Source organism: Mesorhizobium amorphae CCNWGS0123 (assembly GCF_001686985.1).
Taxonomy (GTDB): domain Bacteria; phylum Pseudomonadota; class Alphaproteobacteria; order Rhizobiales; family Rhizobiaceae; genus Mesorhizobium; species Mesorhizobium amorphae.
Genome location: NZ_CP015318.1, coordinates 1,402,906 through 1,428,438, shown reverse-complemented (window position 1 = coordinate 1,428,438; position 25,533 = coordinate 1,402,906). Strand labels below are relative to the sequence as shown.

The following is a 25,533-nucleotide window of genomic DNA, read 5'->3' as shown; positions in this document are numbered from 1 at the left end:
ACTATTCCAAACTATTGCCCGACACGGGCATGGAGACAGCCATGTTCATCCAGACCGAATCGACGCCGAACCCGGCGACGCTGAAGTTCCTGCCCGGCAAGGAAGTGCTGCGCGAAGGCACCGCCGATTTCCGCGACGCCGACAGTGCGGCAGGAGCTTCGCCGCTGGCCGGCCGGCTGTTCGAGATCCCGGGCGTGACCGGCGTCTTCTTCGGCTATGATTTCATCACCGTGACCAAGGACGGCCCCGACTGGCAGCATCTGAAGCCGGCGATCCTCGGCGCCATCATGGAGCACTTCATGTCGGGCGCGCCCGTCATGGCCAGGGCTGGCCCCGCCGCCGAGACCAGCCAGACCGGCGAATTCTACGACAAGGCCGACGAAGAGCTGGTCATCACCATCAAGGAACTGCTCGACACGAGGGTGCGCCCGGCGGTTGCCCAGGATGGCGGCGACATCACCTTCCGCGGCTTCGAGAACGGCACCGTGTTCCTGCACATGAAGGGCGCCTGCGCCGGCTGCCCGTCGTCGACGGCGACGCTGAAGCATGGCATCCAGAACCTGCTCAGGCACTTTGTGCCCGAGGTGCAGCAGGTCGAACAGGTCTCCTAACTTCCGTCGCCATGCCCTGCCGGCAAGCAGGGCGAGTTCTCAAAAACGCTTCGCAACTTCAGAACGCGGACAACAAAAAACCGGGCCGAATTGCCCGGTTTTCTGTTTTTGGACGTCCATTTGTTGCCTAGACGGTCCGCGTAATAAAGGGTGTCACATCACGATGACCTTGGCGCCGACCGACGTGCGGTCGTAGAGGTCGATGATGTCCTGGTTCATCAGCCGGATGCAGCCCGACGACATCGCCTTGCCGATAGAATTCCATTCCGGGCTGCCATGCAGGCGGTAGCCCATGTCGCCGCCCCTGTTGAACAGGTACATGGCGCGCGCGCCGAGCGGGTTCTTCAGGCCGGGGTCCATGCCGCCGGCGAACTTGGCGAGCTCGGGCTGGCGCTTGATCATTTGCGAGGGTGGCGTCCAGGTCGGCCATTCGCGCTTGATCGCGATACGGGCGGTGCCGTGCCACTCGAAGCCCTCACGGCCGACGCCGATGCCGTAGCGTATCGCGCGGCCGTCGCCCTCGACGAAGTAGAGGAACTTGTTCTGGGTATCGACGATGATGGTGCCCGGCTTTTCCCTGGTGTCGTAATTCACCTCTTGCCGGTGATACTTCGCCGGCACCTTCTCGATCGGGATGCGCGGCAATTGATAGCCCGCATCGGTGACCGCGCCGTAGTTGTTGGAAAACAGCCGCGAGCCGATGGTGCTGCAACCGCTAATGGTGGTCGACAGCGCGAGGGCAGCGACAATTGCAAACGACTTCATGCGCATGAATAGGTCCGATGCCCAGCCCAGTTGATCGCGGCACGAGTCGGCCGCTTTTTCCTTAACCATTCATGCTGGCATTTGCGTTGCTTGCCAAGCGCGGGATGCCTATATGCAGGACCTTACGTGCCGGTAAGCCCGCGACTGCGGCATTTCGGCAACAGCCGTCACAGGATTGTGAAGCAATTTCAATGGGGCAGTTCCGGGAGCTGCCGAAACCAGGGAAGACGCCATGAATGTCGGAGCTGCCGCGGAGCGTTCCGGCCTGCCGGCCAAGACCATCCGCTACTATGAAGAGATCGGCCTGATCGCGCCGGCGCGCGCTGGCAATGGCTACCGCGACTACTCGGGCGACGATATCCATCGGCTGGCCTTCCTGCGCCGCGCGCGCAACCTCGGCTTTTCCATCGACGACTGCCGCCAGCTGATGGCGCTCTACCAGGATCGCAGCCGCGCCAGCCACGATGTGCGCGAGATCGCCGCCGCCCACGTCAGCGCCATCGAGGAGAAGGTGCGCGAGTTGCAGTCGATGCGGGCGACACTACAAAAACTGATCCACGCCTGCCATGGCGACGACCGGCCGGACTGCCCGATTTTGGATGATATGGCTGGGGCGGCTGAAGGTAGTCGAGCGCCAACGGCATAGCGCGATGGTGTGGCATCAATGGCTGATACCGGGCCGCCTAAACGACGCGGCCAATAGTTTCCTTGCCAGCTTCGCGCTTGGTTGTCCGCTTGAGGAACAATTTGGCGTGTTCCGCCCAATCGGCTGCTGAGACGTCATGCTCACGAACCGACTTCCTGAACACCTCGCGCAGAGCATCGAGGTCGAAGGCCGAGAGCCTCTCGCTTTTTGATGCTGCCCTGTTCACCGCCATGCCTACCCCTGAAGCAATGGGAAAAGTATATATTCTTATATGATCCGCGCTCGTGGACCTTCAAGGCTGAAAACTGTCCTGGCCTGACTTCTTTTGGGTGCAATTGACCCTTTGCGTAGCAGCCATCAAATCTTGGCTGGGTCCGTCAATTTACGATCGCGGCCTGCACAAGAGCATCGTCGGCCGCCGATATCGCCTGGCTGCGATCACTACCGCCTCGCTCCAGGTTTTGGCGCTGTTGAAGACGGCGAAGGGACATCACCGGCAAGGATGCAGCTTCCATCCAATGGCACGGAACAGGACCGGTGCAGCAACGTCTTCAACAAAAAATAAGCCCCGTCTGCTTTGGATGAAGCTGGCGGGGCGGAGGAAAAGTTAGGCTATGGGCCTTAGCTACCAGAGAATTGTTAAGCTGATGTGACAGGCATAGGCTGCGGCTCATTCAACGTGGGAACGGAGCCGGTCCCGCCGCCTACGGCGAGCATTGCTCGCTCCAGACACTGCATGAGGCGCTGATGAAGACCGCGAAGGACATCACCGGCAAGATGCAGCGTGCCCGCAAGCCTTACCGGCGATAAAGCCTGTCTCGTTCCGTCGTATGAACGGCGACGCAACGCCATAAGCCATTCGAGCTAGGCTGGTGGCCTTTCGTTCATGGAAAGTCCGGCACGCGTTCCTAGCTACGTTAGTGGTCACTAAAGGCGTTTCACCGGCCTCGTGCCGTTCATGGGTTCAAACCGTGAACAAAATCTGGCATGGTGCCCGCCATGCCCATCATTTCCCCGATTCCACTTAACCCTTTGATCGACGGCCGACAGTCGGAGCGCGCGCTACTGGTGCGGCGCGGCGTGCAGCGGCTGCTCATGCAAATGGGCGCACATGTGCTGCCGGAACTGTCGCTGGCCACCGGCCGCCGTGCCGACCTTGTGGCGCTGACCCGCCAGGGCGACATCTGGATCATCGAGATCAAATCCTCGATCGAGGATTTCCGGGTCGACCGCAAATGGCCCGACTACCGGCTGCATTCCGACCGCTTCTTCTTCGCCACGCATCCCGGCGTGCCGGCGGAGATCTTTCCCGTGGAATGCGGCTTCATCCTCTCCGACGGCTACGGCGCCGAGATCCTGCGCGACGCGCCCGAGCACCGCATGGCGGCGGCAACGCGCAAGGCGCTGATGCTGAGGATCGCGCGTGCCGGGGCTTCGCGGCTGCTGGCGGCGGAACTGGCTGGCGTGGCGGTGCCCGCACTGGAGGGCGAGAGCGAATAGGTTCGCCTCGGCGCGCTGGCGGCAGGGCTGACCGCCCGAATCGGGCTCCGCGCGGGCCCTGTCGATCCCCTGAGAAAGTTTCTGAGCCCGCACCGATGATTTCCGCTCCCCTGCGCTGTCCTGATCAATAGGCGCTGGACGGTCCAGTGGCCGGAAAGCGAGGTGATCCATGGGATCGTTAAAAGGTCAGAATGTCGTCGTCATCGGAGGCAGCCGGGGTGTCGGCCGCTCGATCGTGGAAGCAGCACGTGGCGAAGGGGCGACCGTTCTCGCCGTCGCCCGCGGCGCAGCAGCCCTGACAGAACTCTTCAACGAGATGCCCGGTGTGAAAACCCTTGCGTCCGACGCGACGAAGGAGGCTGCGCCCGATGCGGTTTTCAACGTGCTGGAGCCGGACGTCCTGGTGATCTGCGCCGGCGCCCTTGCCCCCTCCGTGCCCGTACAGGATCAGAATTGGGAGATGTTCTCCGCAAACTGGGAAACGGACGTCAAGGCGGCGTTCCTGTTTTGCAAGGCCGCGCTCACGGGTCCGCTCAAGCCGGGGACCCGGGTCGTGCTGATCTCCAGTGGCGCAGCCTTGAGCGGGGGACCCCCGTTCGCCGGCGGCTATGCCGGTGCAAAACGCATGCAGATGTTCCTGGCCGGTCATTGCCAGAAGGAATCGGATCGCCTTGGCCTCGGCCTGCGTTTCATGGCGCTTGCGCCGGCTCGCATCATGCCAGGGACCGGGGTAGGCGATGCCGGCCTCGATGGCTTTGCGGCCTACTTGGGCATCCGGCCCGCAGACATGCTTGCGGGCATGACCGACTTGCAGACACCGGCCGATGTGGGCCGGGCGGTGGTCGCTCTGGCCACCGGGAAACCGGAAGGCAGCTCCTTCACGGTGAGCGGCAGCGGACTTGCGGCGGCGGCATGAGGCGCGCAGGATGTCAGCCGATTTCAGCACCGCAGCTTCGTATGACAGACGCTTCTGGCCCTGTTGAGCCCTTGGGCCGGCCAGGCCAGCCGATCCTTGATCGGCTGGCCTTCGAGCGCCTGACAGCGGTCCATCGCCGCGAACTCAAGTTGCATTGCTATCGGATGATGGGTTCGCTGCACGAGGCGGACGACCTTGTCCAGGACACCTTCCTCAAGGCCTGGCGCGCAAGGTCGCAATTCGAAGGCCGGGGCTCGCTTCGTGGCTGGCTCTACGCGATCGCCACCAACAGCTGCCTCAATGCCATCAAGGCGAGGTCGAGTGTGCATCGCATTCTCCTTGAGCCCGAACGGCCGCCCTCTGACTCGAGGGCGACCGGCGGGCCGGCCGCCGAGCTCACCTGGCTGGAGCCTTATCCGGACGCCGAGCTTCCGGATCTGGTCGACGACAAACCGGGTCCGGACGCGCGCTACGAGGCCCGTCAAGCGGTGCAACTCGCTTTCGTCGCGGCGATCCAGCTTCTGCCGCCCAGGCAGCGGGCCGCCCTTTTGCTTTGCGACGTGCTTGGCTGGTCAGCGGTCGAGACGGCGCACTTGCTGGGCGGTTCGACAGCTTCTATCAACAGCGCCCTGCAGCGGGCTCGCGCAACGCTTGGCCAGAGCTATCCTCGGGGGCGTCCCCTGCAGCGATCGCAACCCAACCCGCAAGAGGGGCTGCTGCTCGAACGCTACATGCAGGCCTGGCAAGCGGACAACCTCGACGGCCTCGTCGACCTGCTGCGCGAAGACGCCACCTACCACATGCCGCCATGGCGGGAATGGTACCGAGGGCGAAAGGCGATCCGGGCTTTTTTCGGGACCGTCTGGGGCAATTTTGCCGGCTATCGCGCGGTGGCCACCGGGGCCAATGGCCAGCCCGCGGTCGCGGTCTACGCGCGCAGCCATCAGAACCTTGCGTGGCTGCCCCATTCTCTGCATGTCATCGAGCCCGCCGACGGGAAGATCGCCTCGTTGACGATCTATGTGCCGCCGCTCGGCCCCTCATTGTTTGCTGCCTTCGGTCTGCCGCCAGCCTAGCCTTCGTCCGCCCCATCGGCTTCGCCAGCCGCCGGCGCCACCAGCAGCACGGCGGCGCCAAGCAGCGCGCCGATCAGCGAGCCGGCAAGAATGCCGACCTTGACCGCGTCCTGCAGCGCCACATCGCTGGCGAAGGCGAGCAGGCCGATGAACAGGCTCATGGTGAAGCCTATGCCGCAGAGCAGCGAAATACCAATCAGGTGCAGCCAGCCGGCATTCGCCGGCAGGTCGGCCAAGCCCAGCCGGATGGCTAAGGCCGAAGAGCCGAAGACGCCGACCAGTTTGCCGGCGACGAGGCCGGCGGCCACCCCCAGCGTCAACGGCTCGACCAGTGCGGCAAGGCTGACGCCGGCGAGCGACACGCCGGCATTGGCGAAGCCGAAGATCGGGATGACGACGAACGGCACGATCTTGTGCAGGCCGTGTTCGAGCCGGTGCAGCGGCGAGTGCTCGAGGTCGTGGCTGATGCCGGGAGAACGTTCGAGCGGGATGGTCAGCGCCAGGGCCACGCCGGCGAGCGTGGCGTGCACGCCCGACTTCAGCACCAGCACCCACAAGACGACACCGAGCACGAGATAGGGCACCAGCGTCAGCACCCGCATGCGGTTGAGCACGGCGAGCACCGCAATGACCGCGAAGGCGGCGCCCAGATAGGCGAGCGACAGGCCGCTTGTATAGAACAGCGCGATGATGATGACGGCGCCGAGATCGTCGATGATGGCCAAGGCGGTGAGGAAGATTTTCAGCGAGGCCGGGACGCGGTTGCCGAGCAGTGACAAGACACCAAGGGCAAACGCGATGTCGGTGGCGGTCGGGATCGCCCAGCCGGACAGGGCAGCGGCATTGTCGCGGTTGATGGCGACATAGACCAGCGCCGGAACCACCATGCCGCCGGCCGCCGCAACGCCCGGCAGCACGCGACGCGGCCAGGTCGAGAGCTGGCCGTCCAGCATCTCGCGCTTGATCTCCAGCCCGACCAGCAGGAAGAACACCGCCATCAGCCCGTCATTGATCCAGTGCGAGACGCTAAGCGGCCCGAGATAGGCGTGGAGGGCGGCAAAATAGGTTTCGGACAGCGGCGAATTGGCGACGATGAGGGCCAGTGCGGCGGCGCCCATCAGGATGATGCCGCCGGCCGCCTCGCCATCGAGGAATTCGCGAAAGATGGAAACCGGCCGCGCTGTGTCGTCCCGCATGTCGCCTCCGTCATGCCGCCTGCCGGCCGGAATCATGGTTCAGATGATGCGCAAGCCTCGGCAGCGAGGCAAGCGGTCCATCTGCCGGGACGTTAGCGCGGCGCGCGCTTGGCGAGAATCCGCTGCAGCGTGCGGCGATGCATGTTGAGCCGGCGCGCGGTCTCCGAGACGTTGCGGTCGCACATTTCGTAGACGCGCTGGATGTGTTCCCAGCGAACGCGGTCGGCCGACATCGGATTTTCCGGTGGTGCGGCGCGTTCGCCCGAGGTGCGGGTCAGCGCGGCAAAGATGTCGTCGGCGTCGGCCGGCTTCGACAGATAGTCGATGGCGCCGAGCTTCACCGCCGTCACCGCGGTGGCGATGTTGCCATAGCCGGTGAGGATGACGGCGCGGGCATCGTCGCGCTTCTCGCGGATGGCGGCGACGACGTCGAGGCCGTTGCCGTCGCCGAGCCGCATGTCGACCACCGCATAGGCCGGCGGATGGGCGCGTGCTTTCGTCACCGCCTCCTCGACGCTGTCGGCCGTCTCGACCACGAAGCCCCTGGTTTCCATGGCGCGGGCAAGCCGCGTCAGGAACGGCTTGTCGTCATCGACTATCAGCAGCGAGGTGTCCTCGCCTTCAACCATTGCGCCAGTCGTTTCGTCTCCGCTCATCGCTTCCAGAAATCCTGCTGCCTTAGTTTTACGCAGATACAGTTCCGCAGCACTATTGTCCAATTTTTAGCGCCTGAAACCGGGGGTGATAGGGCCACTATGCAGGTTGCGACATCGATCTCAGGCGGTGTCGAACATGCTCGACGACGATTCGGGATTGAGGAAGACGCTGCGCGGCCACGAGATATGCACCACGGCGCCCTCGCCCAGCCCGCTCGAATTGCGGAAATCGAGCGTGGCGCCGGAGCGCTCGAGCAAGGTCTTGGCGATAAACAGCCCAAGCCCCAGGCCGCCGCCGGCCTCGGTGCCCTGGCGCGTCGACATATAGGGCTCGCCGATGCGGTCGATGATCTCAGGCGGGAAGCCCGGCCCATCGTCGATGATCGAGAAGGAGACGTGTTCGTCGTCCCAACTCCAGCGGACGGTGACGGTCTTGCGGGCGAAGTCGACGGCGTTCTCGACCAGATTGCCGAGGCCGTAGATGACGCCCGGGTTGCGCCGCCCGACCGGTTCGGCACCGATGCGCTCGCCCGGCCGGAGCTTGATCGAAATGCCGAAATCGCGGTGCGGCGCCGTCACCTCCTCTACCAGCGAGGTCAGCGGCAGGCGCGACAGATGCGCCTCGCCCTCGGAGGACAGGCTGGTGAGGCGCTTGAGGATTTCGCGGCAGCGCTCGCTTTGCGAACGCAGCAGTGTCACGTCCTCGAGGTATTTGGCGTCTTCGCCAAGCGCCTTTTCCATCTCCTTGGAGACAAGGGCGATGGTGGCAAGCGGCGTGCCCAATTCATGCGCGGCGGCGGCGGCGAGACCATCCAGAGCGGAAAGATGCTGTTCGCGCTGCAGCACCAGTTCGGTGGCGGCGAGCGCGTTGGCGAGCAGGCGCGCTTCCTCGGCGACGCGGAAGGCGTAGATGGCGGTGAAGGCGATGGACGAGAACACCGCCATCCAGATGCCGGCGACATAGACGAACGGCATCTCAAGGGGCGCGCCTTCGTGCCAGGGCAGCGGCTGGTGGAAGAAGACCAGCAAGGTCGCCGCCGCCATGACCAGCGCGCCGAGCACCGCTGTGAGGCGCAGCGGCAGCGACGCCGCCGAGATGACGACCGGCACGGTCATCAGCACCGAAAACGGATTGGTCAGGCCGCCGGTCATATAGAGCAGGCCGGCAAGCTGCAGGCTGTCGAAGGTCAGGATGACAAAGGCCGACAGCGGGGTCAGCCGATGCGCCGCCGGATAGCGAAAGGTCAGCCACAAATTCATCCAGGCCGAGCAGGCGATCAGCGCGAAGCACATGCTGACCGGCAGCGGGAATTTCAGCCCGTAGGCGACGAGAAGCACCGTCAGGCTCTGGCCGACGATGGCCAGCCAGCGCAGCCTGATCAGTGTGTTGAGTCGCAGCCGCTGGCTCTGCTGGAAATCGGGCGCGTTGAGGATCTTGATCATGGCCAAGGATTATAGCCGGGAAAAGACAAGCGGTAGATGTTTCTATCCGGATGCATCATGTCCCGCGCGGTTTTGCCCGGCTGGTGGCTGCGGCGGCGAGCGGGTTCTCCGGCCAAACATGCCGGGGATAGCGGCCACGCATGTCAGTGCGCACATCGGCCCAGGAGCCACGCCAGAAACCGGGCAGGTCGCGCGTCGTCTGGATCGGCCGGTGCGCCGGCGACAGCAGTTCGAGCGTCAGCGGCACGCTGCCATTGGCGATCGTCGGATGCCGGTCGAGGCCTAACAATTCCTGCACGCGGATCGCCAGCACCGGCCATTCGCCGTCATAGCGGATCGGCACGTGGCTGCCTGAGGGCGCGTCGAAATGGGTCGGCGCCAGCGCATCGATCCGGCGCTGCAAATCATGCGGCACCAGCGCCATCAGGCCGGCCGAAAGCGCACTGGAATTGATGGCGGCAAAAGACGCCGCGCCGGTGAGGAACGGCAGCAGCCAGTTGTCGAGCCGGTCGATCAATGCTGTGTCGGAAACGTCGGGCCAGGGCGCGCCGAGGCCACGGTGCAGCCAGCCGAGCCGTTGGCGCAGGGTCTCGGCCTCCTTGCCCCATTCCAGCACCGACAGGCCATGCTCGCGCAAGGCATCGAGGATCGCCTGATCCGCGTCGGTGCCCGAAGGCGCCGGCAGCATGCGCTCGGAAAGCGTGATGGAGCCGAGCCGAGCCGTCTCGCGCACGCGCACGGCACGCCGGTCGCGGTCGAAGCTGGTCTCGCGGCGGGTCTCGATCCTGTCGGCGAGAGCAGCACGGATATCGGCCTCGTCGACCGGAGCTGCCGCGCTGATGCGGGCATTCTGCGCCTTGCCCTGCAGATCGGCGACGACCAGCCATGTCTCGCCCGCCAGCGCATCGGCGGCGTCGAGCATGGCGCCCGAACCGTTGGCCAGAACGAAACGGCCGCGTTCGCCGCGCGCCTTGGCGACACGGTCGGGCCAGGCGTGGATGAGCAGGGCGCCTGCAGATGCCGGCTCATTGCTCCTCACACCGCCGGCCTGTTTCGCCTGCCGCTCGGCAAGCTGCCGCGCCGCGACGGCGCGCGGCGATTTCTCTGTGCGAAACCGCATTAGCCGCCGCTCGAGGTCGGCGCCGTCGCCGCCAAGACCGCGCTCGGTAAGCAGCACGGCGAGCATCGCCGCCTCGAAGGCGTGGCCGCTCCCTGCGGCTTCGGCGACCATGTGGGCGAGCCGCACAGGCAGTGCCAGCTTGCGCATCGCCGCGCCCGCATCGGTCAGGCGCCCGGCCCCGTCGATGGCGTGCAGTGCGCTGAGCAGCGTCCTCGCCTCGTTGAGCGCCGGCGCCGGCGGCGGATCGAGGAAGGAAAGGCTTTTCGGATCGGCGACGCCGAAGGCGGCGCAATCGAGCAGCAGGCCGGACAGATCCGCCTCGAGGATCTCCGGCGGGGTGAAGGCGGGGAGTGCCGCCGTCTGCTCGGCCCGCCATAGCCGGATGGCGACACCGGCTTGCGTGCGTCCGGCGCGGCCGGCGCGCTGGTCGGCGGAGGCGCGGCTGACCCGCAGCGTCTCCAGCCGCGTCAGGCCGCTGGCCGGCTCGTAGCGTGGCAGTCGCGACAGGCCGGAATCGATGACGACGCGCACGCCGTCGATGGTGATCGAGGTTTCGGCGATCGACGTCGCCAGCACCACCTTGCGGCGACCCGAAGGCGCCGGCTTGATGGCGGCATCCTGGGCCCGGTTGTCGAGCATGCCGTAGAGCGGCACGATATCGGTGTCGGCACTGACGCGGTCGTGCAGGCGCTCGGCGGTGCGCTCGATCTCGCGCTGGCCGGGCAGGAAGGCGAGCACGCTGCCACTCTCCTCGGCTAGTGCGGATCGGATCGCCCTGGCCATGGCGTCCTCGATGGGGACGCCGGCAGGCCGCTCGTCGTAGCGGATGTCGACGGGAAAGGCGCGGCCCTGGCTTTCGATCACCGGAGCGCCCGACAGCAGCCTGGCGACGCGCGCGCCGTCGAGCGTTGCCGACATCACCAGCAGGCGCAGGTCCGGCCTAAGCGCGCCCTGCACGTCAAGCGCCAGCGCCAGGCCGAAATCGCCGTCGAGCGAGCGCTCGTGGAACTCGTCGAAGAGCACCGCCGAAACATCCGGCAGTTCCGGATCGTCGAGGATCATGCGCGCGAGCACGCCTTCAGTGACGACGAGGATTTTCGTTCGGGCCGATGTGCGGTTCTCCATGCGCATGGCATAGCCGACCGTACCGCCGGGTTCCTCGCCGATCAGCTCGGCCATGCGGCGGGCCGCGGCGCGGGCGGCGAGCCGGCGTGGCTCGAGCAGCACGATCTTGCCTGCACCCAGCCATGGCGCGTCGAGCAGCGCCAGCGGCACCAGCGTCGTCTTGCCGGCGCCCGGCGGCGCCACCAGCACGGCGCTGCTCTGCTTTGCCAGCGCTTCGCCGAGCGCCGGCAGCACGGCGGAGACCGGAAGTTCCGGCAGGGTTCTCTTGCTCATTGTCCTCGGGATAAACAGCCAGTCCGCTGCGCTCGCATACCAGCGACAGCAGCCGCCGCGCAACCGGACCATCGCGGCGGGCTCAAAGCCGGGTCCGCGAAAACGGGTTCCAGCGCACCGTGCCCAGGCGCACCTCCTCACGCACCATGGTCAGCAGGCCGGAACCGCCGACGACGGCGAGGCCGACCAGCGACAGGGCATCGGGATATTCCTGGAAGAACAGTGCGCCGAGGATCACCGCCCAGACGATCTGCGAATAATGCGTCGGCGCGATCCGGTTGGCGGGTGCGTATTTGACCGCAAGCAGCTGCAGCAACTGTCCGCAGGAGGTGAAGGCGCCCGAGATGACAAACCATACCAGCTGCCGGGCGTCGGGCAGCGTGAACGAGGTGGCGGCAGCACCGATGCCGTTGAAGACCAGGCCGTAGCCGATCAGCACGCCGAGCATGGTCGTGCGCTTCTCCTGCTGGGCAAGCGAGCGCATCAGGATGACGCTGGCGGCGGCGAGGAAGGCTACGCCGAAAGCCGCGAGGTGCCCGAGATGCAGCTCGCGAAAACCCGGCCTGACAACCAGCATGACGCCGGCAAAGCCGGCGACCACCGCCAGCCAGCGCCAGGGGCCGACCTTCTCCTTGAGCACGACGGTTGAAAGGATGGTGACGCAGAGCGGTGCCAGGAAGATCAGCGCATAGGCTTCGGCTAGCGGGATGGTGGTGAAGGCATAGACGCTGAGCACGCCCGACGCGATGCCGGCCCAGGCGCGCGCCTGCACCGCCCAGGGCCGCTTGGTGCGCCAGAAGTCACGCCAGCGTTCGCCGTTCGGCCGGGTGAAGAGCAGGAAACAGCCGGAAAACAGTGTCGAGAAGAAGCCGATCTCGAAGATGGTGAACTGCCCGCCCAGGCTTTTGACAACGGCGTCGTTGCACGAATAGCTTGCGTAGGCGATCAGGGCGAGCAGGATTCCGTTCGGCACGTTGTTCATTTCCGCGGAGAGTAAAGTGAAGGTATTGGCGCTCGGCGCGCATCCGGACGATATCGAGATCTTCATGTTCGGTACGATGGCCGCCTATGCCACGCAAGGCGCAGAGCCGACTTTCGCCATAGCCACGGACGGCGCCAAAGGCGGGCGCGGCGACCCGGCAACGCTTGCCCGCGTGCGTCGCGAGGAGGCGACGGAAGCGGCAAGGCTGCTCGGTGTTGTCCCACGCTTCCTCGACTTTCCTGATGGTGCGCTCGTCGCCGACGCCGCCCTGATCGCGGCGCTGAAGGCGCTGATCGGTGAGGTGAAGCCGGATCTCGTCATCACCCATGCGCCGAATGACTATCACGGCGACCACCGCGCGTTGTCGGACGGAGTGCGCATCGCAGCGTCCTTCACCGTGCCGGTGCTGCATGCCGACACGCTTGGCGGTACCGGCTTTTGCCGACGCATTGCGTTGAGATAACAGCCCATGCCGACATCAAGGCGCGAGCGATCCGGGCGCATCGCTCGCAGGATCCCGAGCGCTTCGTCGACGCGGCGCGCGTGCAGAACGAATTTCGCGCCGGCCAGTGCAATGGCGCGCCAGGCGCGCTCGCCGAAGCGTTCCGCTTCGAACCGGTGTTCCCCTTCGCCGACATCCGCGCCTTGCTGCCGCCGGCGCCGGCGATCCGACCGGTCACGGTCAGCACGATAACGGTCAGGTAAAGCCGGCTGCCGGCACGCCGGGCACCCAGACAGCCACGATCCTCCCGAAATTTTCTTAGCCAGCTCAAGGTCTTCGCAAATCATGCTGCGATGCAGCGACGAATTCGCTTGCCTTGTTTAGTAAAGATGGCATTACTAAACAAATTACTAAACATCCGCCGCGCCACCGCGCCGCCATGTTTGGGCCCCTGAGGAGAGGGGTTAGCGGGCTCTTGAAACCGTCATCCGGACGTGTTTCGCAAATGGGAGGAAGGCATGAAATCGACCTTGAAACTGACGTTGGGTCTGGCCTCGGCGATGCTTGCGTCGACAGCCGTCTCGAACGTCGCGCATGCGGAAGACCTGACGCTTTGCTGGGCAGCCTGGGACCCGGCCAACGCGCTTGTGGAACTGTCCAAGGATTTTACCAAGGAATCCGGCATCGGCATGAAGTTCGAATTCGTGCCGTGGACCAACTACGCCGACCGCTTCCTCAACGAGCTCAATTCGAAGGGCAAGCTGTGCGACCTGATCATCGGCGACAGCCAGTGGATCGGCGGCGCGGCCGAGAACGGCCACTACGTCAAGCTGAACGACTTCTTCGACAAGGAGAAGATCAGCATGGACGACTTCGTGCCGGCGACCGTGGTCGGCTATTCGGAATGGCCGAAGAATTCGCCGAACTACTGGGCGCTGCCGGCAATGGGCGACGTCGTCGGCTGGACCTACCGCAAGGACTGGTTCTCCAAGCCGGAGCTGCAGAAGGAATTCAAGGAGAAGTATGGCTGGGATCTCGCCGCTCCGACGACCTTCGACCAGCTGAAGCAGATCGCCGAGTTTTTCCAGAAGCGTGAGATCGACGGCAAGACGGTCTATGGCGCGTCGATCTATACCGAGCGCGGCTCGGAAGGCATCACCATGGGCGCCATGGACGTGCTCTACAGCTTCGGCTTCAAATACGAGAACCCCGAAAAGCCCTACGAGATGGACGGCTTCGTCAATTCCGAGAAATCGGTGAAGGGGCTGGAGTTCTACAAGGCGCTCTATGACTGCTGCACCCCGCCCGGCGCTTCCAATAGCTACATGGGCGAAGGCGTCGATGCCTTCAAATCCGGGCAGGTGGCGATGCACATGAACTTCGCCTTCACCTGGCCGGGCCTGCAGAAGGACGAGAATGTCGGTGGCGACAAGATCGGCTATTTCGCCAATCCCAAAGGCCCCGACGGCGACCAGTTCGCCCAGCTCGGCGGCCAGGGCATCTCGGTTGTCTCCTATTCCGACAAGCAGGAATCGGCGCTGAAATACATCAAGTGGTTCGCCAACAAGGACGTGCAGGCCAAGTGGTGGTCGCTTGGCGGCTTTTCCTGCCTCAACGCGGTCGTGAAAGACCCGAACTTCCCGGCCAGCCAGCCCTATGCGCAGACCTTCCTCGACTCGATGGCCATCGTGAAGGACTTCTGGGCCGAGCCGAGCTACGCGCCGCTGCTGCAGGCCTCGCAGAAGCGCTTCCACGACTATGTCGTCGCCGGCCAGGGTTCGGCCAAGGACGCGCTTGACGGCCTGGTCAAGGACTGGACGCAGGTCTTCCAGGACGACGGCAAGATGTGAACGGCTCCTCCCGAGCTCGACCCCAGAGCGGATGATTTCGGGTCGAATAGACCTGAAATCATCCGCTCCGGACCAAAGAGAGAGTGAGCATGATGTCGTCCGCAAACCGGTTCACACTTTTCGGCATCATGCTCTCGGTCCCGTGCCGCCCTTGGCACGGGACGCAGTTCAGATAAATTCCATTGTCGAGACGTAAAGTGACCGAAGCAGGACTCACCATGCTCAATCGGACTGCGGACAGCGTTGCCCGGGCCACGCCTGAGCCGTTGGCCCGCCGGGTCCGGGGCATCAGCGACAAGGGCCTCGCCTGGCTGTTCATCTCGCCGACGATCCTTCTGTTGCTCGCCATCAACATCTTCCCGCTGTTCTGGGCGATCTATCTGTCCTTCACCAACTACCGGGCCAACCGGCCGAACGAAGTGGTGAAGAATCTGGGTCTCTCCAATTACAAGCGCATCCTCGGCGACCAGGACATCTGGATCGCCATGCAGACGACGGCGCATTTCGTGTTCTGGACCATCCTGCTGCAAACGCTGATCGGCTTCACGCTGGCCTGGCTGATTGACCGCAAATTCCGCGGCCACGCTTTCTGGACGACCATCATCCTGGTGCCGATGATGCTGTCGCCGGCGGTGGTCGGCAATTTCTGGCGCTTCCTCTACGAGCCGCAGATCGGCCTGTTCGCCTATGCCATCTCGTTCGTGTCGGGCATTCCGCCGACGGACATCCAGATGCTCTCCAACGTCTCTCTGGCGCCATGGTCGATCATCATCGTCGACACCTGGATGTGGACCCCCTACGTGATGCTGATCTGCCTCGCCGGCCTGCGCTCGATCCCCGAATACATTTATGAGGCGGCCGAGGTCGACCGCGCCTCCAACTGGCGGCAGTTCTGGTCGATCACGCTGCCGATGGCCCTGCCCTTCATCATGCTGGCGGTGCTGTTTCGCGGCATCGAGAATTTCAAGATGTTCGACATGGTCAATCTCTTGACCGGCGGCGGGCCGGGCTCGACGACCGAGGTCGCCTCGATCACACTGAAGCGACAGGCTTTTGAGAGCTGGCGCACCGGCTATTCGTCGGCCTTCGCCATCATCCTGTTCGTCGCGGTGTTCGGGCTGGCCAACATCTACGTCAAGGCGCTGAACAAGGTGAAGCAGAGATGAGCCTGACCACAGCCCATTCCGTCGTCGCCCCTTCGGCAAACGCAAAGCTCATCGCCGGCACGATCATCGTCGCCTATGCGCTGATCTCGATCGTGCCGCTGCTGTGGATCTTTGCCACCAGCTTCAAGACGCCGCCGGACTCGATCGCCTATCCGCCGAAGGTCGTGTTCCAGCTGAGCATCGAGGGCTACTGCAATTTGTTCACGACGCGCACGAGGCAGACGCCGGAATACATCAACTCGCTTGGACCGGCGACCGGCTTTTGCGACGAGACGGTGCGCAAGCGCAATATGGTGATCGCCGGCCCATCGAACTTCCTGCCGCGCTTCGTCAATTCGCTGATCATCGCCTTCGGCTCGACCTTCTGCGCGGTGTTCCTCGGCACACTGTCGGCCTACGGCTTCTCGCGCTTCAAGGTGCCCTTGGCCGACGACCTTCTGTTCTTCATCCTGTCGACGCGCATGATGCCGCCGATCGCGGTCGCCATTCCGATCTACCTGATGTACCGCGAGCTTGGCCTCTCCGACACCGCGCTCGGCATGATCCTGCTCTACACGGCGGTCAACGTCTCGCTCGCGGTGTGGCTCTTAAAGGGCTTCATCGACGAGATCCCGCGCGAATATGAAGAAGCGGCGATGATCGACGGCTATACGCGGCTGCAGGCCTTCTGGCGCACGGTTTTGCCGCAAGCGACCACCGGCATCGCGGCGACCGCCATCTTCTGCCTGATCTTCGCCTGGAACGAGTATGCCTTCGCAGCGCTCTTGACGTCCGGCACGGCGCAGACCGCGCCGCCCTTCATCCCGACCATTATCGGCGAAGGCGGCCAGGACTGGCCGGCGGTGGCGGCCGGCACGACGATCTTCCTGGTGCCGATCCTGGTCTTCACCATCCTGCTCCGCAAGCAATTGCTGCGCGGCATCACCTTCGGCGCGGTGCGCAAATGATTAGTGTGGGAATAAGAAGCGATAGCGTGCATGGCAAGCAGGCGCATGCATGGTCTCGCGCCGCGCCAGGTCGACCCCCACTCCGTCGAGCTTCGCTCGACACCTCTCCCCCGATCGACGGGGTAGAGGAAGGGCGCGCACTTCACTCAGCCAGGCTCCCTTCCTCTCCCTCCGGAGGGGGGAGAGGTGGCGCTGCTAAGCAGCGACGGAGTGGGGGAACCACCTGGCAACCATCTCTCCCCTTGAACGGGGAGAAGGAAGGGAGTGCCGCATGAACCGCCCTGTTGTCTCCAAGCGCTCCTCTTGGCCGCGTTGGGCCCGGCGCGGGCTGATGGAAAACATAGCGACAGTGATCATCGCCATCGGCTTCCTGATGCTGTTCCAGCCCTTCGCGCTGTCGCTGTACACCTATTCCTTCATCACCATGCTTTTCGGCACGGCGATGTTCATCGTCGTCTCGAAGTTCCCGGAGTAGACGATGGCCGAAATCCGCGTCCAGAATTTGAGAAAGGCCTTTGGCGATTTCGTCGCCGTGCAGGATTCCAGCTTCGTCGTCGAGGATGGCGAGTTCTTCGTCATGCTCGGACCGTCGGGCTGCGGCAAGACAACGACATTGCGCATGATCGCCGGGCTGGAACTACCGACCGGCGGCAACATCCTGCTTGGCGGCGAGGACGTCACCATGCGCCGGGCGCGGGAGCGCGACATCGCCTTCGTGTTCCAGCTGTTCGCGCTCTATCCGCACATGAATGTGCGCAAGAACATCGGCTTTCCGCTGCTGGCGCAGGGAATGCCTTCAGCCGAAATCCGCCAACGGGTGGAAGAGACGGCGAAGCTGCTGCGCATCGACCATCTGCTCAACAAATCCGTCTCCGGCCTTGCCGGCGGCGACCGCCAGCGCGTGGCGCTCGGCCGCGCCATCGTGCGGCGGCCGAAATGCTTCCTGATGGACGAGCCGCTCGGTACTTTGGACACCGAATTCCGCGATCTCATGGTCCATGAGCTGCGCGAACTGCACAACCGCATCCACGCCACCACAGTCTATGTCACGCACGACCAGATGGAAGCCATGTCGATGGCCGACAAGATCGCGGTGATGAACCACGGCGTCATCGAGCAGTTCGGCACGCCGCGCGAGATCTACGACCGTCCCGCAACCATGTTCGTCGCCGATTTCATCGGCTCGCCTCCTATGAATTTCTTGCGATTTGGCGGTGGACTGGCAAAGGGTGCGAAGGAGATCGTCGTGCAAGGCGCCAAGGTGGCGGTGCCGGAGGTGCGTGAGGATATCGCACCTAGCGACATGGCGCTCGGCATCAGGCCGGAGCACATCCGCTTCGACGATGCCTCAAAGCTGCGCGGCGCCATCTACGGCACCGAATATCTCGGCACCACGCAGATTGTCGCGGTGGAGACGGCGGACGGCATCATCAAGGCACGGGTGCCGGCCGAAATCCGGCTCGCCGCGGGCGATCATGTCGGCCTTTCGCTGAACAGCGCGCGGCTGTCGCTGTTCGACAAAGGGTCAGGACGCGCGGTCAGAACCGCGATCCATGACTCGGCCTCCCAGGGGAGAGCACAGCATGGCTGACGTGCACATCAGAAACGTCAGCAAAAGCTTCGGCGAGCAGGTCGCCGTCAGCGGTCTCGACCTGCACATCGCCGACGGCGAATTCGTCGTGCTGCTCGGGCCGACCGGCGCCGGCAAGACGACGACGCTCAGGCTGATCGCCGGGCTGGAGCGGCCGGATGCCGGCACGATCCACATCGGCGGCCACAATGCCACGGCGCTGTCGCCGGCCGAGCGCGACACCGCCTTCGTTTTCCAGCAATACTCGCTCTACCCGCACCTGTCGGTCTACGACAACCTGGCCTTCCCGCTGCGTTCGCCGGCGCGAAAGATGCCGGAAGACCAGATCCGCCGCCGTGTCGAGGACGTGGCAAAGATGGTGCGCATCCACCACAAGCTCTCCAACCGTTCGACGAAACTGTCGGGCGGCGAAATGCAGCGCGTCGCCATCGGCCGGGCGCTGGTGCGCAAGCCCGCGATCTACCTGATGGACGAGCCGCTGTCGTCGCTCGACGCCAAGCTGCGCGGCGATCTCCGGCTCGAGCTGAAGCGCATCCAGGCCGAGCTCGGCGCCACCATGCTCTATGTCACGCACGACCAGATAGAGGCGATGACCATGGCCGACCGCATCGGTATCCTCGCCGACGGCGTGCTGGCGCAGATCGGCACGCCGCGTGAAATCTATTCGGAGCCGGCAAACCTTCATGTCGCGGCACGGCTCGGCCAGCCGGCGATCAATCTTTTGCCGGTGGGGCTGCTGCCCGACGGCGGTGCGCCGGCCGGAACCCAGACCATCGGCGCGCGCACCGAGCATCTTTCGATCGACAAGGCGGCGAATGGCCATGCCGACGGCATCGTCGACTGGGTCGAGCATCTGGGCGACCAGAACCATCTGCATGTGACGGTCGGGGCCAAGAAACTGGTCACGCTGACCGACCCCGATACGGCTCTCGAAAAGGGTGACAAGGTCACGATCCGCTACCGCGCGCCGCTCTATTTCGGCGCGGACGGGCAGAGGCTGATGTGAGCGGCTCGATGTGTACTCCATCCGGACCCTTGCAACGCCGGATTTCTGATTGACTGACGCGGCACGGGACGGGACGAATTCGATGAAGCACTTTTTCAACCGCAGGGACTCGATCGTCACCGAAGCGCTGGACGGTTTGCTGAGGACCATCGGCGCCGACGACCTCGCGCGTCTCGACGGCTATCCCGAGATAAAGGTTATCCTGCGCGCCGACTGGGACAAGACGAAGGTGAGCGTCGTCTCCGGCGGCGGCGCCGGCCATGAGCCCTCGCATGCCGGCTTTGTCGGCAAGGCCATGCTGACGGCCGCGGTTTCGGGCGAGATCTTCGCCTCGCCGAGCGTGGAAGCGGTGCTGGCGGCCATTCGTTCGGTTACCGGCCCCGCCGGCTGCCTGCTCATCGTCAAGAACTATACCGGCGACCGCCTCAATTTCGGCCTGGCCGCCGAGAAGGCGCGCGCCGAAGGCTTTCGCGTCGAGATGGTGATCGTCGCCGACGATATCGCGCTGCCCGACATCGCCCAGCCGCGCGGCGTCGCCGGTACCTTGTTCGTGCACAAGATCGCCGGGCACCTGTCGGAGACCGGCCATGACCTGGCGGCGGTCGCGGCTGCAGCGCGCGCGGCGGCCGCCGATATCGTTTCACTCGGCATCTCGCTCTCGTCCTGCTCGATCCCCGGACAGCCGCACGAGGAAAGGCTGGGGGCCGGCGATGGCGAGCTTGGCCTCGGCATCCATGGCGAGCCGGGCGTCGAACGCATTGCCGTGCAGAGTGCCGAGAAACTGGTTGCGATCATGGTGGAGCGCATCGCCGCGCGACTCGATCCGGCAGCCGACTATGCGTTGCTGATCAACAATCTCGGTTCCGTGCCGCCGCTAGAGATGGCGCTTGTCGCCAACGCCGTGCTTGCCTCACCGCTGGCGGACCAGGTGACGCTCACGATAGGGCCGGGGCCGCTGATGACGGCGCTCAACATGAACGGCTTTTCCCTGTCGCTGATCCGGCTCGATGCGGCACGCGAGGCGGCCCTGCGGGCGCCGGTCGCGCCGCACGCCTGGATGCCGGCTCGAGCCGTCCGTGCACCGGCAATCGTGACGCTGGCAAGCGCGCCCGTCCGGCACGCCGCCAGGGAAGCCAGCAAGGACGCGCATACCGAGCGCCTTATCGCCACCATCTGCGAACGGCTGATCTCGCTGGAAGCGACATTGAACGCACTGGACGCCAAGGCCGGAGACGGTGACACCGGCTCGACAGTGGCGACCGGCGCGCGCAGCGTGCTCGACCGACTTGATACCCTGCCGCTCGCCGACCCTGCCGCAACCCTCGGCGAGGTCGGCGATATTCTGAGCAAGTCGATGGGCGGCTCCAGCGGGGTCCTGCTGTCGATCTTCTTCACCGCCGCGGCGCAGGCGCTGGAGGGTGACGCCAGCGTGAGCAAGGCGCTGCTTGCCGGCCTTGACCGGATGATCTTCTACGGCGGCGCCAGGCCAGGCGACCGCACCATGATCGATGCCCTGGAGCCCGCCCTGAAAGCGCTCGACAGCGGCGGCCTGGAGGATGCGGCGGCGGCGGCGCAACGGGGTGCCGAGGCAACTGCCGCCATGCGCAAGGCCAAGGCCGGGCGGTCCGCCTATGTCGGCAGCCAGCTCTACGGCGTCGTCGACCCCGGCGCCTGTGCCGTGGCCGAAGTCTTCGCGGCAGCGGTCACCTTGCTTGCGGCGGCCTGACAGGAAGGCGATGCTGCACATGTCGGGCATGGGTTCTTTCCACACTGCCGACAGAGCAGGAGCCGGGAGCATGGTGGCAATGGCGGCGTCGGATCTTTCAAGGTTGATCGCGGCAGCGGCGGACACGATCGCGGCGCATGCCGACGAACTGACCGCGCTCGACCAGGCGATCGGCGACGGCGATCATGGGCTGAACATGAAGCGCGGCTTCGAGGCGGTGCGTGCCGAGGCTGACACTTTCGCGGTAAAGCCGCTGCCGGAGGCGCTGAAGGCGATCGGCACCAAGCTGGTGATGACCGTCGGCGGGGCTTCCGGCCCGCTGTTCGGCACGCTGTTCATGGCGCTGGGCAAGGAGATTTCGGCGGAGCCGGACCGTGCCGGACTGACGGCGGCCTTCGGCAAGGCCATCGAAGCCGTGGCCGCGCGCGGCAAGTCGCAAACCGGACAAAAAACGATGCTCGACGTACTGCAACCCGTGCATGAGGCGCTGGCCGAGGGAAAGACGGCAGCCGAGATCGTCGCCGTCGCCGACAGGGCTGCGCAGGCCACGGTGCCGATGAAGGCCTTGCGCGGGCGCGCGTCGTTCCTCGGCGAACGCTCGATCGGCCATATGGACGCCGGCGCCCGCTCGACAGCACTGCTGGTACGGGCGGTGGCCGAAACAATCGAGAGGCACGCATGAGCAATGTCGGCATCGTCATCGTATCGCATTCGCCGCTGGTCGCCGAAGGCACCGCGGACATGGTGCGCCAGATGGTCGGCGACGAAGTGCCGCTTGCATGGTGCGGCGGAAACGGCCATGGCGGGCTGGGAACCAGCGTCGAGGCGATCATGGGTGCCATCGAGAAGGCCTGGTCTGAGGCAGGTGTGGCCATCCTCGTCGATCTCGGCGGCGCCGAGACCAATTCGGAGATGGCGGTGGAGATGATCGGCGAACCGCGCGCGCAGAAGATCATCGTCTGCAACGCACCGATCGTCGAAGGCGCGGTGATGGCGGCAACCGAGGCGTCCGGCGGCGCCTCGCTCAAGGAAGTTGTGGCGACGGCGCACGAACTGTCGCCGTCGTGAACGAACGGGAATTTTGACAAGCATGTCCGCATCCGCCGAAGCCACCGTCCTGATCACCCACGCGGTCGGTCTGCACGCGCGCCCTTCGGTGAAGTTCACCAAGCTCGCCAAGACGTTTGCGGCCGAGGTCGAGGTGGCGCTCGCCGCCAACGGGCCCTGGTTCGACGCCAAGAGCATCGTCAAGGTCATGGCGGCCAAGGCGCCGAAAGGCACGCTGTTGCATATCCGCGCCAAAGGGGACGGCGCCGGCGAGGCGGTCGGGGCGCTGGTCGAGCTGGTGCGGCGCGATTTCGACGAGGGCGCGGACCATGCCCGAACCGCTTAGGCTGCAAGGCATTTCGGCCTCGGCCGGCTACGCCGAGGGGCCGCTGTTCAGTCTCGACCGCGCCGCCTCGCATTACACGGTCAAGGCGACCGCGGCCGACGAAAGAGCGGCTCTGGAAGCGGCAATCGGCATCGCCACGGGGCGGCTAGGAGGCCTGATCGAGACCGCCGACAGCGAGGCCGCCGGCATCCTCGAATTCCAGATCGCCATGCTGGAGGACGACGCGCTGAGCGGCCCGGCTTTGGCCGCAATCGCCTCCGGTCAACCCGCGGACGCGGCATGGCGACAAGTGCTGGATGCCGAAATCGCAGGTTATGAGGCCTCCGACCAGGACTATTTCCGGGCGCGCGCCGCCGACCTGCACGACATCAGGGACCAGGTGCTGCGCGCCTTGAGCGAGGACGATGAGAGCACGGCACCGGCCGGCGCCATATTCTACGGCGAGGACCTAGCGCCGACGCGGTTTCTCGAGACCGACTGGAGTTCTGGCGGCGGCATCGCCCTGAAGGCCGGGAGTGCCGCCAGCCATGTCGCCATGCTGGCGCGCTCGCGCGGCGTGCCGATGGTTGTCGGGCTTGGGGCGGCAGGGCCAAGCGCTTCGCCGGCTAATCCCGTCGGTATAGCCCTGCTCGACGCCGAGCATGGCGGCATCGTGCTGTCGCCGTCGCCTGCCGAGATCGAGGCGTTCCGCCGGTCGTCGTCGTCCTTCGCGGCACGCCGCGACAAGGCGGAAACCTATCTGGCGCGGCCCGCGATGACGAAGGCCGGCACGGCTGTGCGGGTTCAGGTCAACATCGCCGATCTGTCCGACGTCGATGGCATCGATATCGCCACCTGCGACGGCGTCGGGCTGATGCGCACCGAGTTCCTGTTCGGCAAGACGCTGCCGGACGAGGAGACGCAATACCGCGCCTATCGCAAGGTGCTGGAATGGGCCGGCGAAAAGCCGGTGACCATCCGCACCGTCGATGCCGGCGGCGACAAGCCGGTGCCGGGCCTCACGGTCGAGGAAGCCAATCCGTTTCTCGGCCTGCGCGGCATCAGGCTGTCGCTGGCGCGGCCCGAAATCCTCCGCGTGCAGATCCGGGCATTGCTGCGCGCCGGCATCCACGGCAATCTGAAGGTGATGTTCCCGATGATTGCCGTCGCTGACGAATATGCGCGCGCCGCAGCCCTGTTTGCCGAAGAGCAGGCCGGGCTTGCCGCGCGCGGTGTCGCGCAGAAAACGCCGCCGCTCGGCATCATGGTCGAGGTGCCCTCGGTGGCGATCGCGCCGGAGGCATTCGCCGATGTCGCCTTCTTCTCGATCGGCTCGAACGATCTGACGCAATATGTGATGGCGGCAGCGCGCGACAACACTGCCGTCGCTCATCTTAACTCGGTCCGACATCCGGCCGTGCTCCGATTGATCGCCTCGGTCGTTGCCTTCGGCCGGGAGCAAAGAATACCGGTCAGCCTGTGCGGCGATGCCGGCGGCGACCCGGCATCGATCCCGGGGCTGCTCGAAGCCGGCCTGCGCGACCTCTCGGTGGCGCCTGCCCAACTCGCCATGGCCAAGGCGGCCATCGCGGACGTAACCGTCTAGGCGCCGGGATGGTCGACAAGACACCTGAACCCGGTTCGGAAGACGCGATCCGCGCCTACAAGACGATCCTGTCGCATGTCATCGACCAGCGTCCGTCCGGCATGCGCCAGCGCCTTGCCGACGCGCTCGGCAAGCATCGCAGCTTCGTCACCCAGATCTCCAGCCCGGCCTATTCGATCCCGATCCCATCGAAACATTTGCCTTCTATCTTTTCCGTCTGCCACTTCAGTCAGGCCGAGCGCGACCAGTTCCTCGTCGCTTACCACCAGGCGCATCCGGGCAAGATGTCGGTGGCATCGGGTCTGCGCAAGACGCGGCACGTGTCGCTGATCGTTCCCGATTTCGGCGACGACAAGCAGAACGCGGCACTCGACCGGGCAATCAACGATTTCATCCAGAAGATCACCAGCATCGCCGGCAAGGGCAGCGGCTGATCCCTGTTAAGCAAAAGCGTGTCGGGAGGACACCATGAAGAAATTCCTGAATTCGGTGGACACGATGCTGACCGAAAGCCTCGATGGCTTCGTCGCCGCCCATGCCGACATCCTGGTGCCGGGTGACGAGCACAAATTTGTCCGCCGCAAGGTGCTGAAGCCCGGCAAAGTGGCGCTGATCTCGGGCGGCGGCTCGGGCCACGAGCCACTGCATGGCGGGCTGGTCGGGCACGGCATGCTGGACGCCGCCTGCCCCGGCCAGGTGTTCACCTCACCGACGCCGGACCAGATGCTGGCGGCTGCGCAGGCCGTCGATACCGGCGCCGGCTGCCTGTTCATCGTCAAGAACTACGAAGGCGACGTGATGAATTTCGACATGGCGGCCGAAATGTCTGAGGGCGTCATGCAGGTGGTGACCAACGACGATGTCGCGGTCGAGAACTCGTCCTATACGACCGGCCGGCGCGGAGTCGCCGGCACGCTGGTGGTCGAGAAGATCGTCGGTGCGGCGGCAGAGCGAGGCATGGGGCTGGGAGCGCTAAAGGCGCTGGGCGAGCGCGTCAATGGCGCGACGCGTTCGATGGGCGTGGCCCTGACCAGTTGCACGGTGCCGGCGGCTGGCAAGCCGACCTTCGATATCGGCGACGGCGAGATGGAGTTCGGCGTCGGCATTCATGGCGAGCCCGGCAGGCGGCGCGATGCCTTGAAGAGCGCCGATGCCATTGCCGAGGAGATTTGTACCGCGATCCTGGGCGATCTCGGCGGCCAGGCGAAAGGCCCGGCGCTGCTGTTCGTCAACGGCTTCGGCGGCACGCCGCTGTTGGAGCTCTATCTGATGTACAACAGCGCCCGGGCGATTTTCGAAAAGCACGGGGTGACTGTGACCCGCTCGCTCGTCGGATCCTATGTCACGTCACTGGACATGGCCGGCTGCTCGATCACGCTGACCCTGCTCGACGCCGAGACGACGGCATTATGGGACGCGCCCGTGCATACGGCTGCGCTGCGCTGGGGGATGTAGCGGCGCTGGCTTCGCCAGGGCTTTTCTGCGACCATTGCGGCAACTGACTGCGAATTCGCCAAG

At 65.1% G+C, this 25,533-nt stretch carries 24 protein-coding genes and 1 pseudogene; 19 read left to right on the top strand and 6 right to left on the bottom strand.

What is annotated here, in order from left to right; translation table 11 throughout:
• The first annotated feature begins 41 nt into the window (after positions 1–41).
• Complete coding sequence (locus A6B35_RS06805; RefSeq protein ID WP_006206890.1) at positions 42–611, top strand: NifU family protein; 570 nt, start codon at positions 42–44, stop codon at positions 609–611.
• Between the two features lie 153 nt (positions 612–764).
• Here the strand turns inward: A6B35_RS06805 and A6B35_RS06800 are convergent, their stop codons facing one another.
• The gene (locus tag A6B35_RS06800) at positions 765–1,382 is read right to left on the bottom strand and encodes a L,D-transpeptidase (protein WP_040584358.1); all 618 of its coding nucleotides are present in this window, start codon (positions 1,380–1,382) and stop codon (positions 765–767) included.
• A 226-nt stretch (positions 1,383–1,608) separates the two neighbouring features.
• Here A6B35_RS06800 and cueR point away from each other — a divergent pair, with 226 nt between their 5' ends.
• From cueR to A6B35_RS06775, 4 genes are all read left to right on the top strand, one after another.
• Positions 1,609–2,022: a Cu(I)-responsive transcriptional regulator gene (gene cueR / locus A6B35_RS06795; RefSeq protein ID WP_006206892.1), complete on the top strand. Its 414-nt coding sequence runs from the start codon at positions 1,609–1,611 to the stop codon at positions 2,020–2,022.
• Positions 2,023–3,021: 999 nt separating this feature from the next.
• Positions 3,022–3,522, top strand: coding sequence for an MmcB family DNA repair protein (locus A6B35_RS06785; RefSeq protein ID WP_050900912.1), 501 nt, complete (start codon positions 3,022–3,024; stop codon positions 3,520–3,522).
• 169 nt (positions 3,523–3,691) lie between these two features.
• The gene (locus tag A6B35_RS06780) at positions 3,692–4,438 is read left to right on the top strand and encodes an SDR family NAD(P)-dependent oxidoreductase (RefSeq protein WP_006206895.1); all 747 of its coding nucleotides are present in this window, start codon (positions 3,692–3,694) and stop codon (positions 4,436–4,438) included.
• Between the two features lie 41 nt (positions 4,439–4,479).
• Positions 4,480–5,514 carry an RNA polymerase subunit sigma-70 gene (locus tag A6B35_RS06775; RefSeq protein ID WP_040584354.1) on the top strand — a complete coding sequence of 345 codons (1,035 nt, stop codon included), beginning with the start codon at positions 4,480–4,482 and terminating at the stop codon, positions 5,512–5,514.
• On the opposite strand, the gene nhaA is transcribed toward A6B35_RS06775, so the two are convergent.
• The 5 genes from nhaA to A6B35_RS06750 all read right to left on the bottom strand — a co-directional run bounded on the left by nhaA (position 5,511) and on the right by A6B35_RS06750 (position 12,300).
• Positions 5,511–6,710, bottom strand: coding sequence for a Na+/H+ antiporter NhaA (gene nhaA, locus A6B35_RS06770; protein WP_040584359.1), 1,200 nt, complete (start codon positions 6,708–6,710; stop codon positions 5,511–5,513). The genes A6B35_RS06775 and nhaA overlap by 4 nt on opposite strands.
• A gap of 92 nt (positions 6,711–6,802) precedes the next feature.
• Entirely contained in the window at positions 6,803–7,366 is a 564-nt protein-coding gene (locus A6B35_RS06765; protein ID WP_040584356.1) for an ActR/PrrA/RegA family redox response regulator transcription factor, read from the bottom strand.
• A 120-nt stretch (positions 7,367–7,486) separates the two neighbouring features.
• Positions 7,487–8,809: an ActS/PrrB/RegB family redox-sensitive histidine kinase gene (locus tag A6B35_RS06760; protein WP_006206899.1), complete on the bottom strand. Its 1,323-nt coding sequence runs from the start codon at positions 8,807–8,809 to the stop codon at positions 7,487–7,489.
• Between the two features lie 55 nt (positions 8,810–8,864).
• On the bottom strand, positions 8,865–11,327 hold the full coding sequence (gene hrpB / locus A6B35_RS06755) for an ATP-dependent helicase HrpB (RefSeq protein ID WP_006206900.1): 2,463 nt from the start codon (positions 11,325–11,327) through the stop codon (positions 8,865–8,867).
• An 82-nt stretch (positions 11,328–11,409) separates the two neighbouring features.
• A complete protein-coding gene (locus tag A6B35_RS06750; RefSeq protein WP_040584360.1) occupies positions 11,410–12,300 on the bottom strand; it encodes a DMT family transporter in 891 nt (296 codons plus the stop codon).
• 25 nt (positions 12,301–12,325) lie between these two features.
• Between A6B35_RS06750 and A6B35_RS06745 the strand changes: the two are divergent.
• The 14 genes and pseudogenes from A6B35_RS06745 to dhaK all read left to right on the top strand — a co-directional run bounded on the left by A6B35_RS06745 (position 12,326) and on the right by dhaK (position 25,470).
• Positions 12,326–13,014: pseudogene (locus A6B35_RS06745) on the top strand (PIG-L deacetylase family protein).
• 255 nt (positions 13,015–13,269) lie between these two features.
• The gene (locus A6B35_RS06740) at positions 13,270–14,601 is read left to right on the top strand and encodes an ABC transporter substrate-binding protein (RefSeq protein ID WP_006206904.1); all 1,332 of its coding nucleotides are present in this window, start codon (positions 13,270–13,272) and stop codon (positions 14,599–14,601) included.
• 218 nt (positions 14,602–14,819) lie between these two features.
• On the top strand, positions 14,820–15,767 hold the full coding sequence (locus A6B35_RS06735; RefSeq protein ID WP_006206905.1) for a carbohydrate ABC transporter permease: 948 nt from the start codon (positions 14,820–14,822) through the stop codon (positions 15,765–15,767).
• The gene (locus A6B35_RS06730) at positions 15,764–16,714 is read left to right on the top strand and encodes a carbohydrate ABC transporter permease (RefSeq protein ID WP_006206906.1); all 951 of its coding nucleotides are present in this window, start codon (positions 15,764–15,766) and stop codon (positions 16,712–16,714) included. Before A6B35_RS06735 ends, A6B35_RS06730 begins: the two co-directional genes overlap by 4 nt.
• A gap of 271 nt (positions 16,715–16,985) precedes the next feature.
• Positions 16,986–17,189 carry a hypothetical protein gene (locus A6B35_RS06725; RefSeq protein WP_006206907.1) on the top strand — a complete coding sequence of 68 codons (204 nt, stop codon included), beginning with the start codon at positions 16,986–16,988 and terminating at the stop codon, positions 17,187–17,189.
• Positions 17,190–17,192: 3 nt separating this feature from the next.
• A complete protein-coding gene (locus tag A6B35_RS06720) occupies positions 17,193–18,305 on the top strand; it encodes an ABC transporter ATP-binding protein (RefSeq protein ID WP_006206908.1) in 1,113 nt (370 codons plus the stop codon).
• Positions 18,298–19,311 (top strand): ABC transporter ATP-binding protein, encoded by a 1,014-nt coding sequence (locus tag A6B35_RS06715; RefSeq protein WP_006206909.1) that lies wholly within the window; start codon positions 18,298–18,300, stop codon positions 19,309–19,311. Before A6B35_RS06720 ends, A6B35_RS06715 begins: the two co-directional genes overlap by 8 nt.
• An 82-nt stretch (positions 19,312–19,393) precedes the next feature.
• The gene (locus tag A6B35_RS06710) at positions 19,394–21,037 is read left to right on the top strand and encodes a dihydroxyacetone kinase subunit DhaK (RefSeq protein ID WP_006206910.1); all 1,644 of its coding nucleotides are present in this window, start codon (positions 19,394–19,396) and stop codon (positions 21,035–21,037) included.
• 79 nt (positions 21,038–21,116) lie between these two features.
• The gene (gene dhaL / locus A6B35_RS06705) at positions 21,117–21,719 is read left to right on the top strand and encodes a dihydroxyacetone kinase subunit DhaL (protein ID WP_006206911.1); all 603 of its coding nucleotides are present in this window, start codon (positions 21,117–21,119) and stop codon (positions 21,717–21,719) included.
• Complete coding sequence (gene dhaM / locus A6B35_RS06700) at positions 21,716–22,105, top strand: dihydroxyacetone kinase phosphoryl donor subunit DhaM (RefSeq protein WP_006206912.1); 390 nt, start codon at positions 21,716–21,718, stop codon at positions 22,103–22,105. Before dhaL ends, dhaM begins: the two co-directional genes overlap by 4 nt.
• 22 nt (positions 22,106–22,127) lie before the next feature.
• On the top strand, positions 22,128–22,430 hold the full coding sequence (locus A6B35_RS06695; RefSeq protein ID WP_006206913.1) for an HPr family phosphocarrier protein: 303 nt from the start codon (positions 22,128–22,130) through the stop codon (positions 22,428–22,430).
• Positions 22,414–24,015, top strand: a complete 1,602-nt coding sequence (gene ptsP / locus A6B35_RS06690; RefSeq protein ID WP_006206914.1) for a phosphoenolpyruvate--protein phosphotransferase — start codon at positions 22,414–22,416, stop codon at positions 24,013–24,015. The genes A6B35_RS06695 and ptsP overlap by 17 nt, the downstream gene beginning before the upstream one ends.
• A gap of 8 nt (positions 24,016–24,023) precedes the next feature.
• Positions 24,024–24,449 carry a hypothetical protein gene (locus tag A6B35_RS06685; protein WP_006206915.1) on the top strand — a complete coding sequence of 142 codons (426 nt, stop codon included), beginning with the start codon at positions 24,024–24,026 and terminating at the stop codon, positions 24,447–24,449.
• 34 nt (positions 24,450–24,483) lie between these two features.
• On the top strand, positions 24,484–25,470 hold the full coding sequence (gene dhaK / locus A6B35_RS06680) for a dihydroxyacetone kinase subunit DhaK (protein ID WP_006206916.1): 987 nt from the start codon (positions 24,484–24,486) through the stop codon (positions 25,468–25,470).
• Positions 25,471–25,533: the final 63 nt, after the last annotated feature.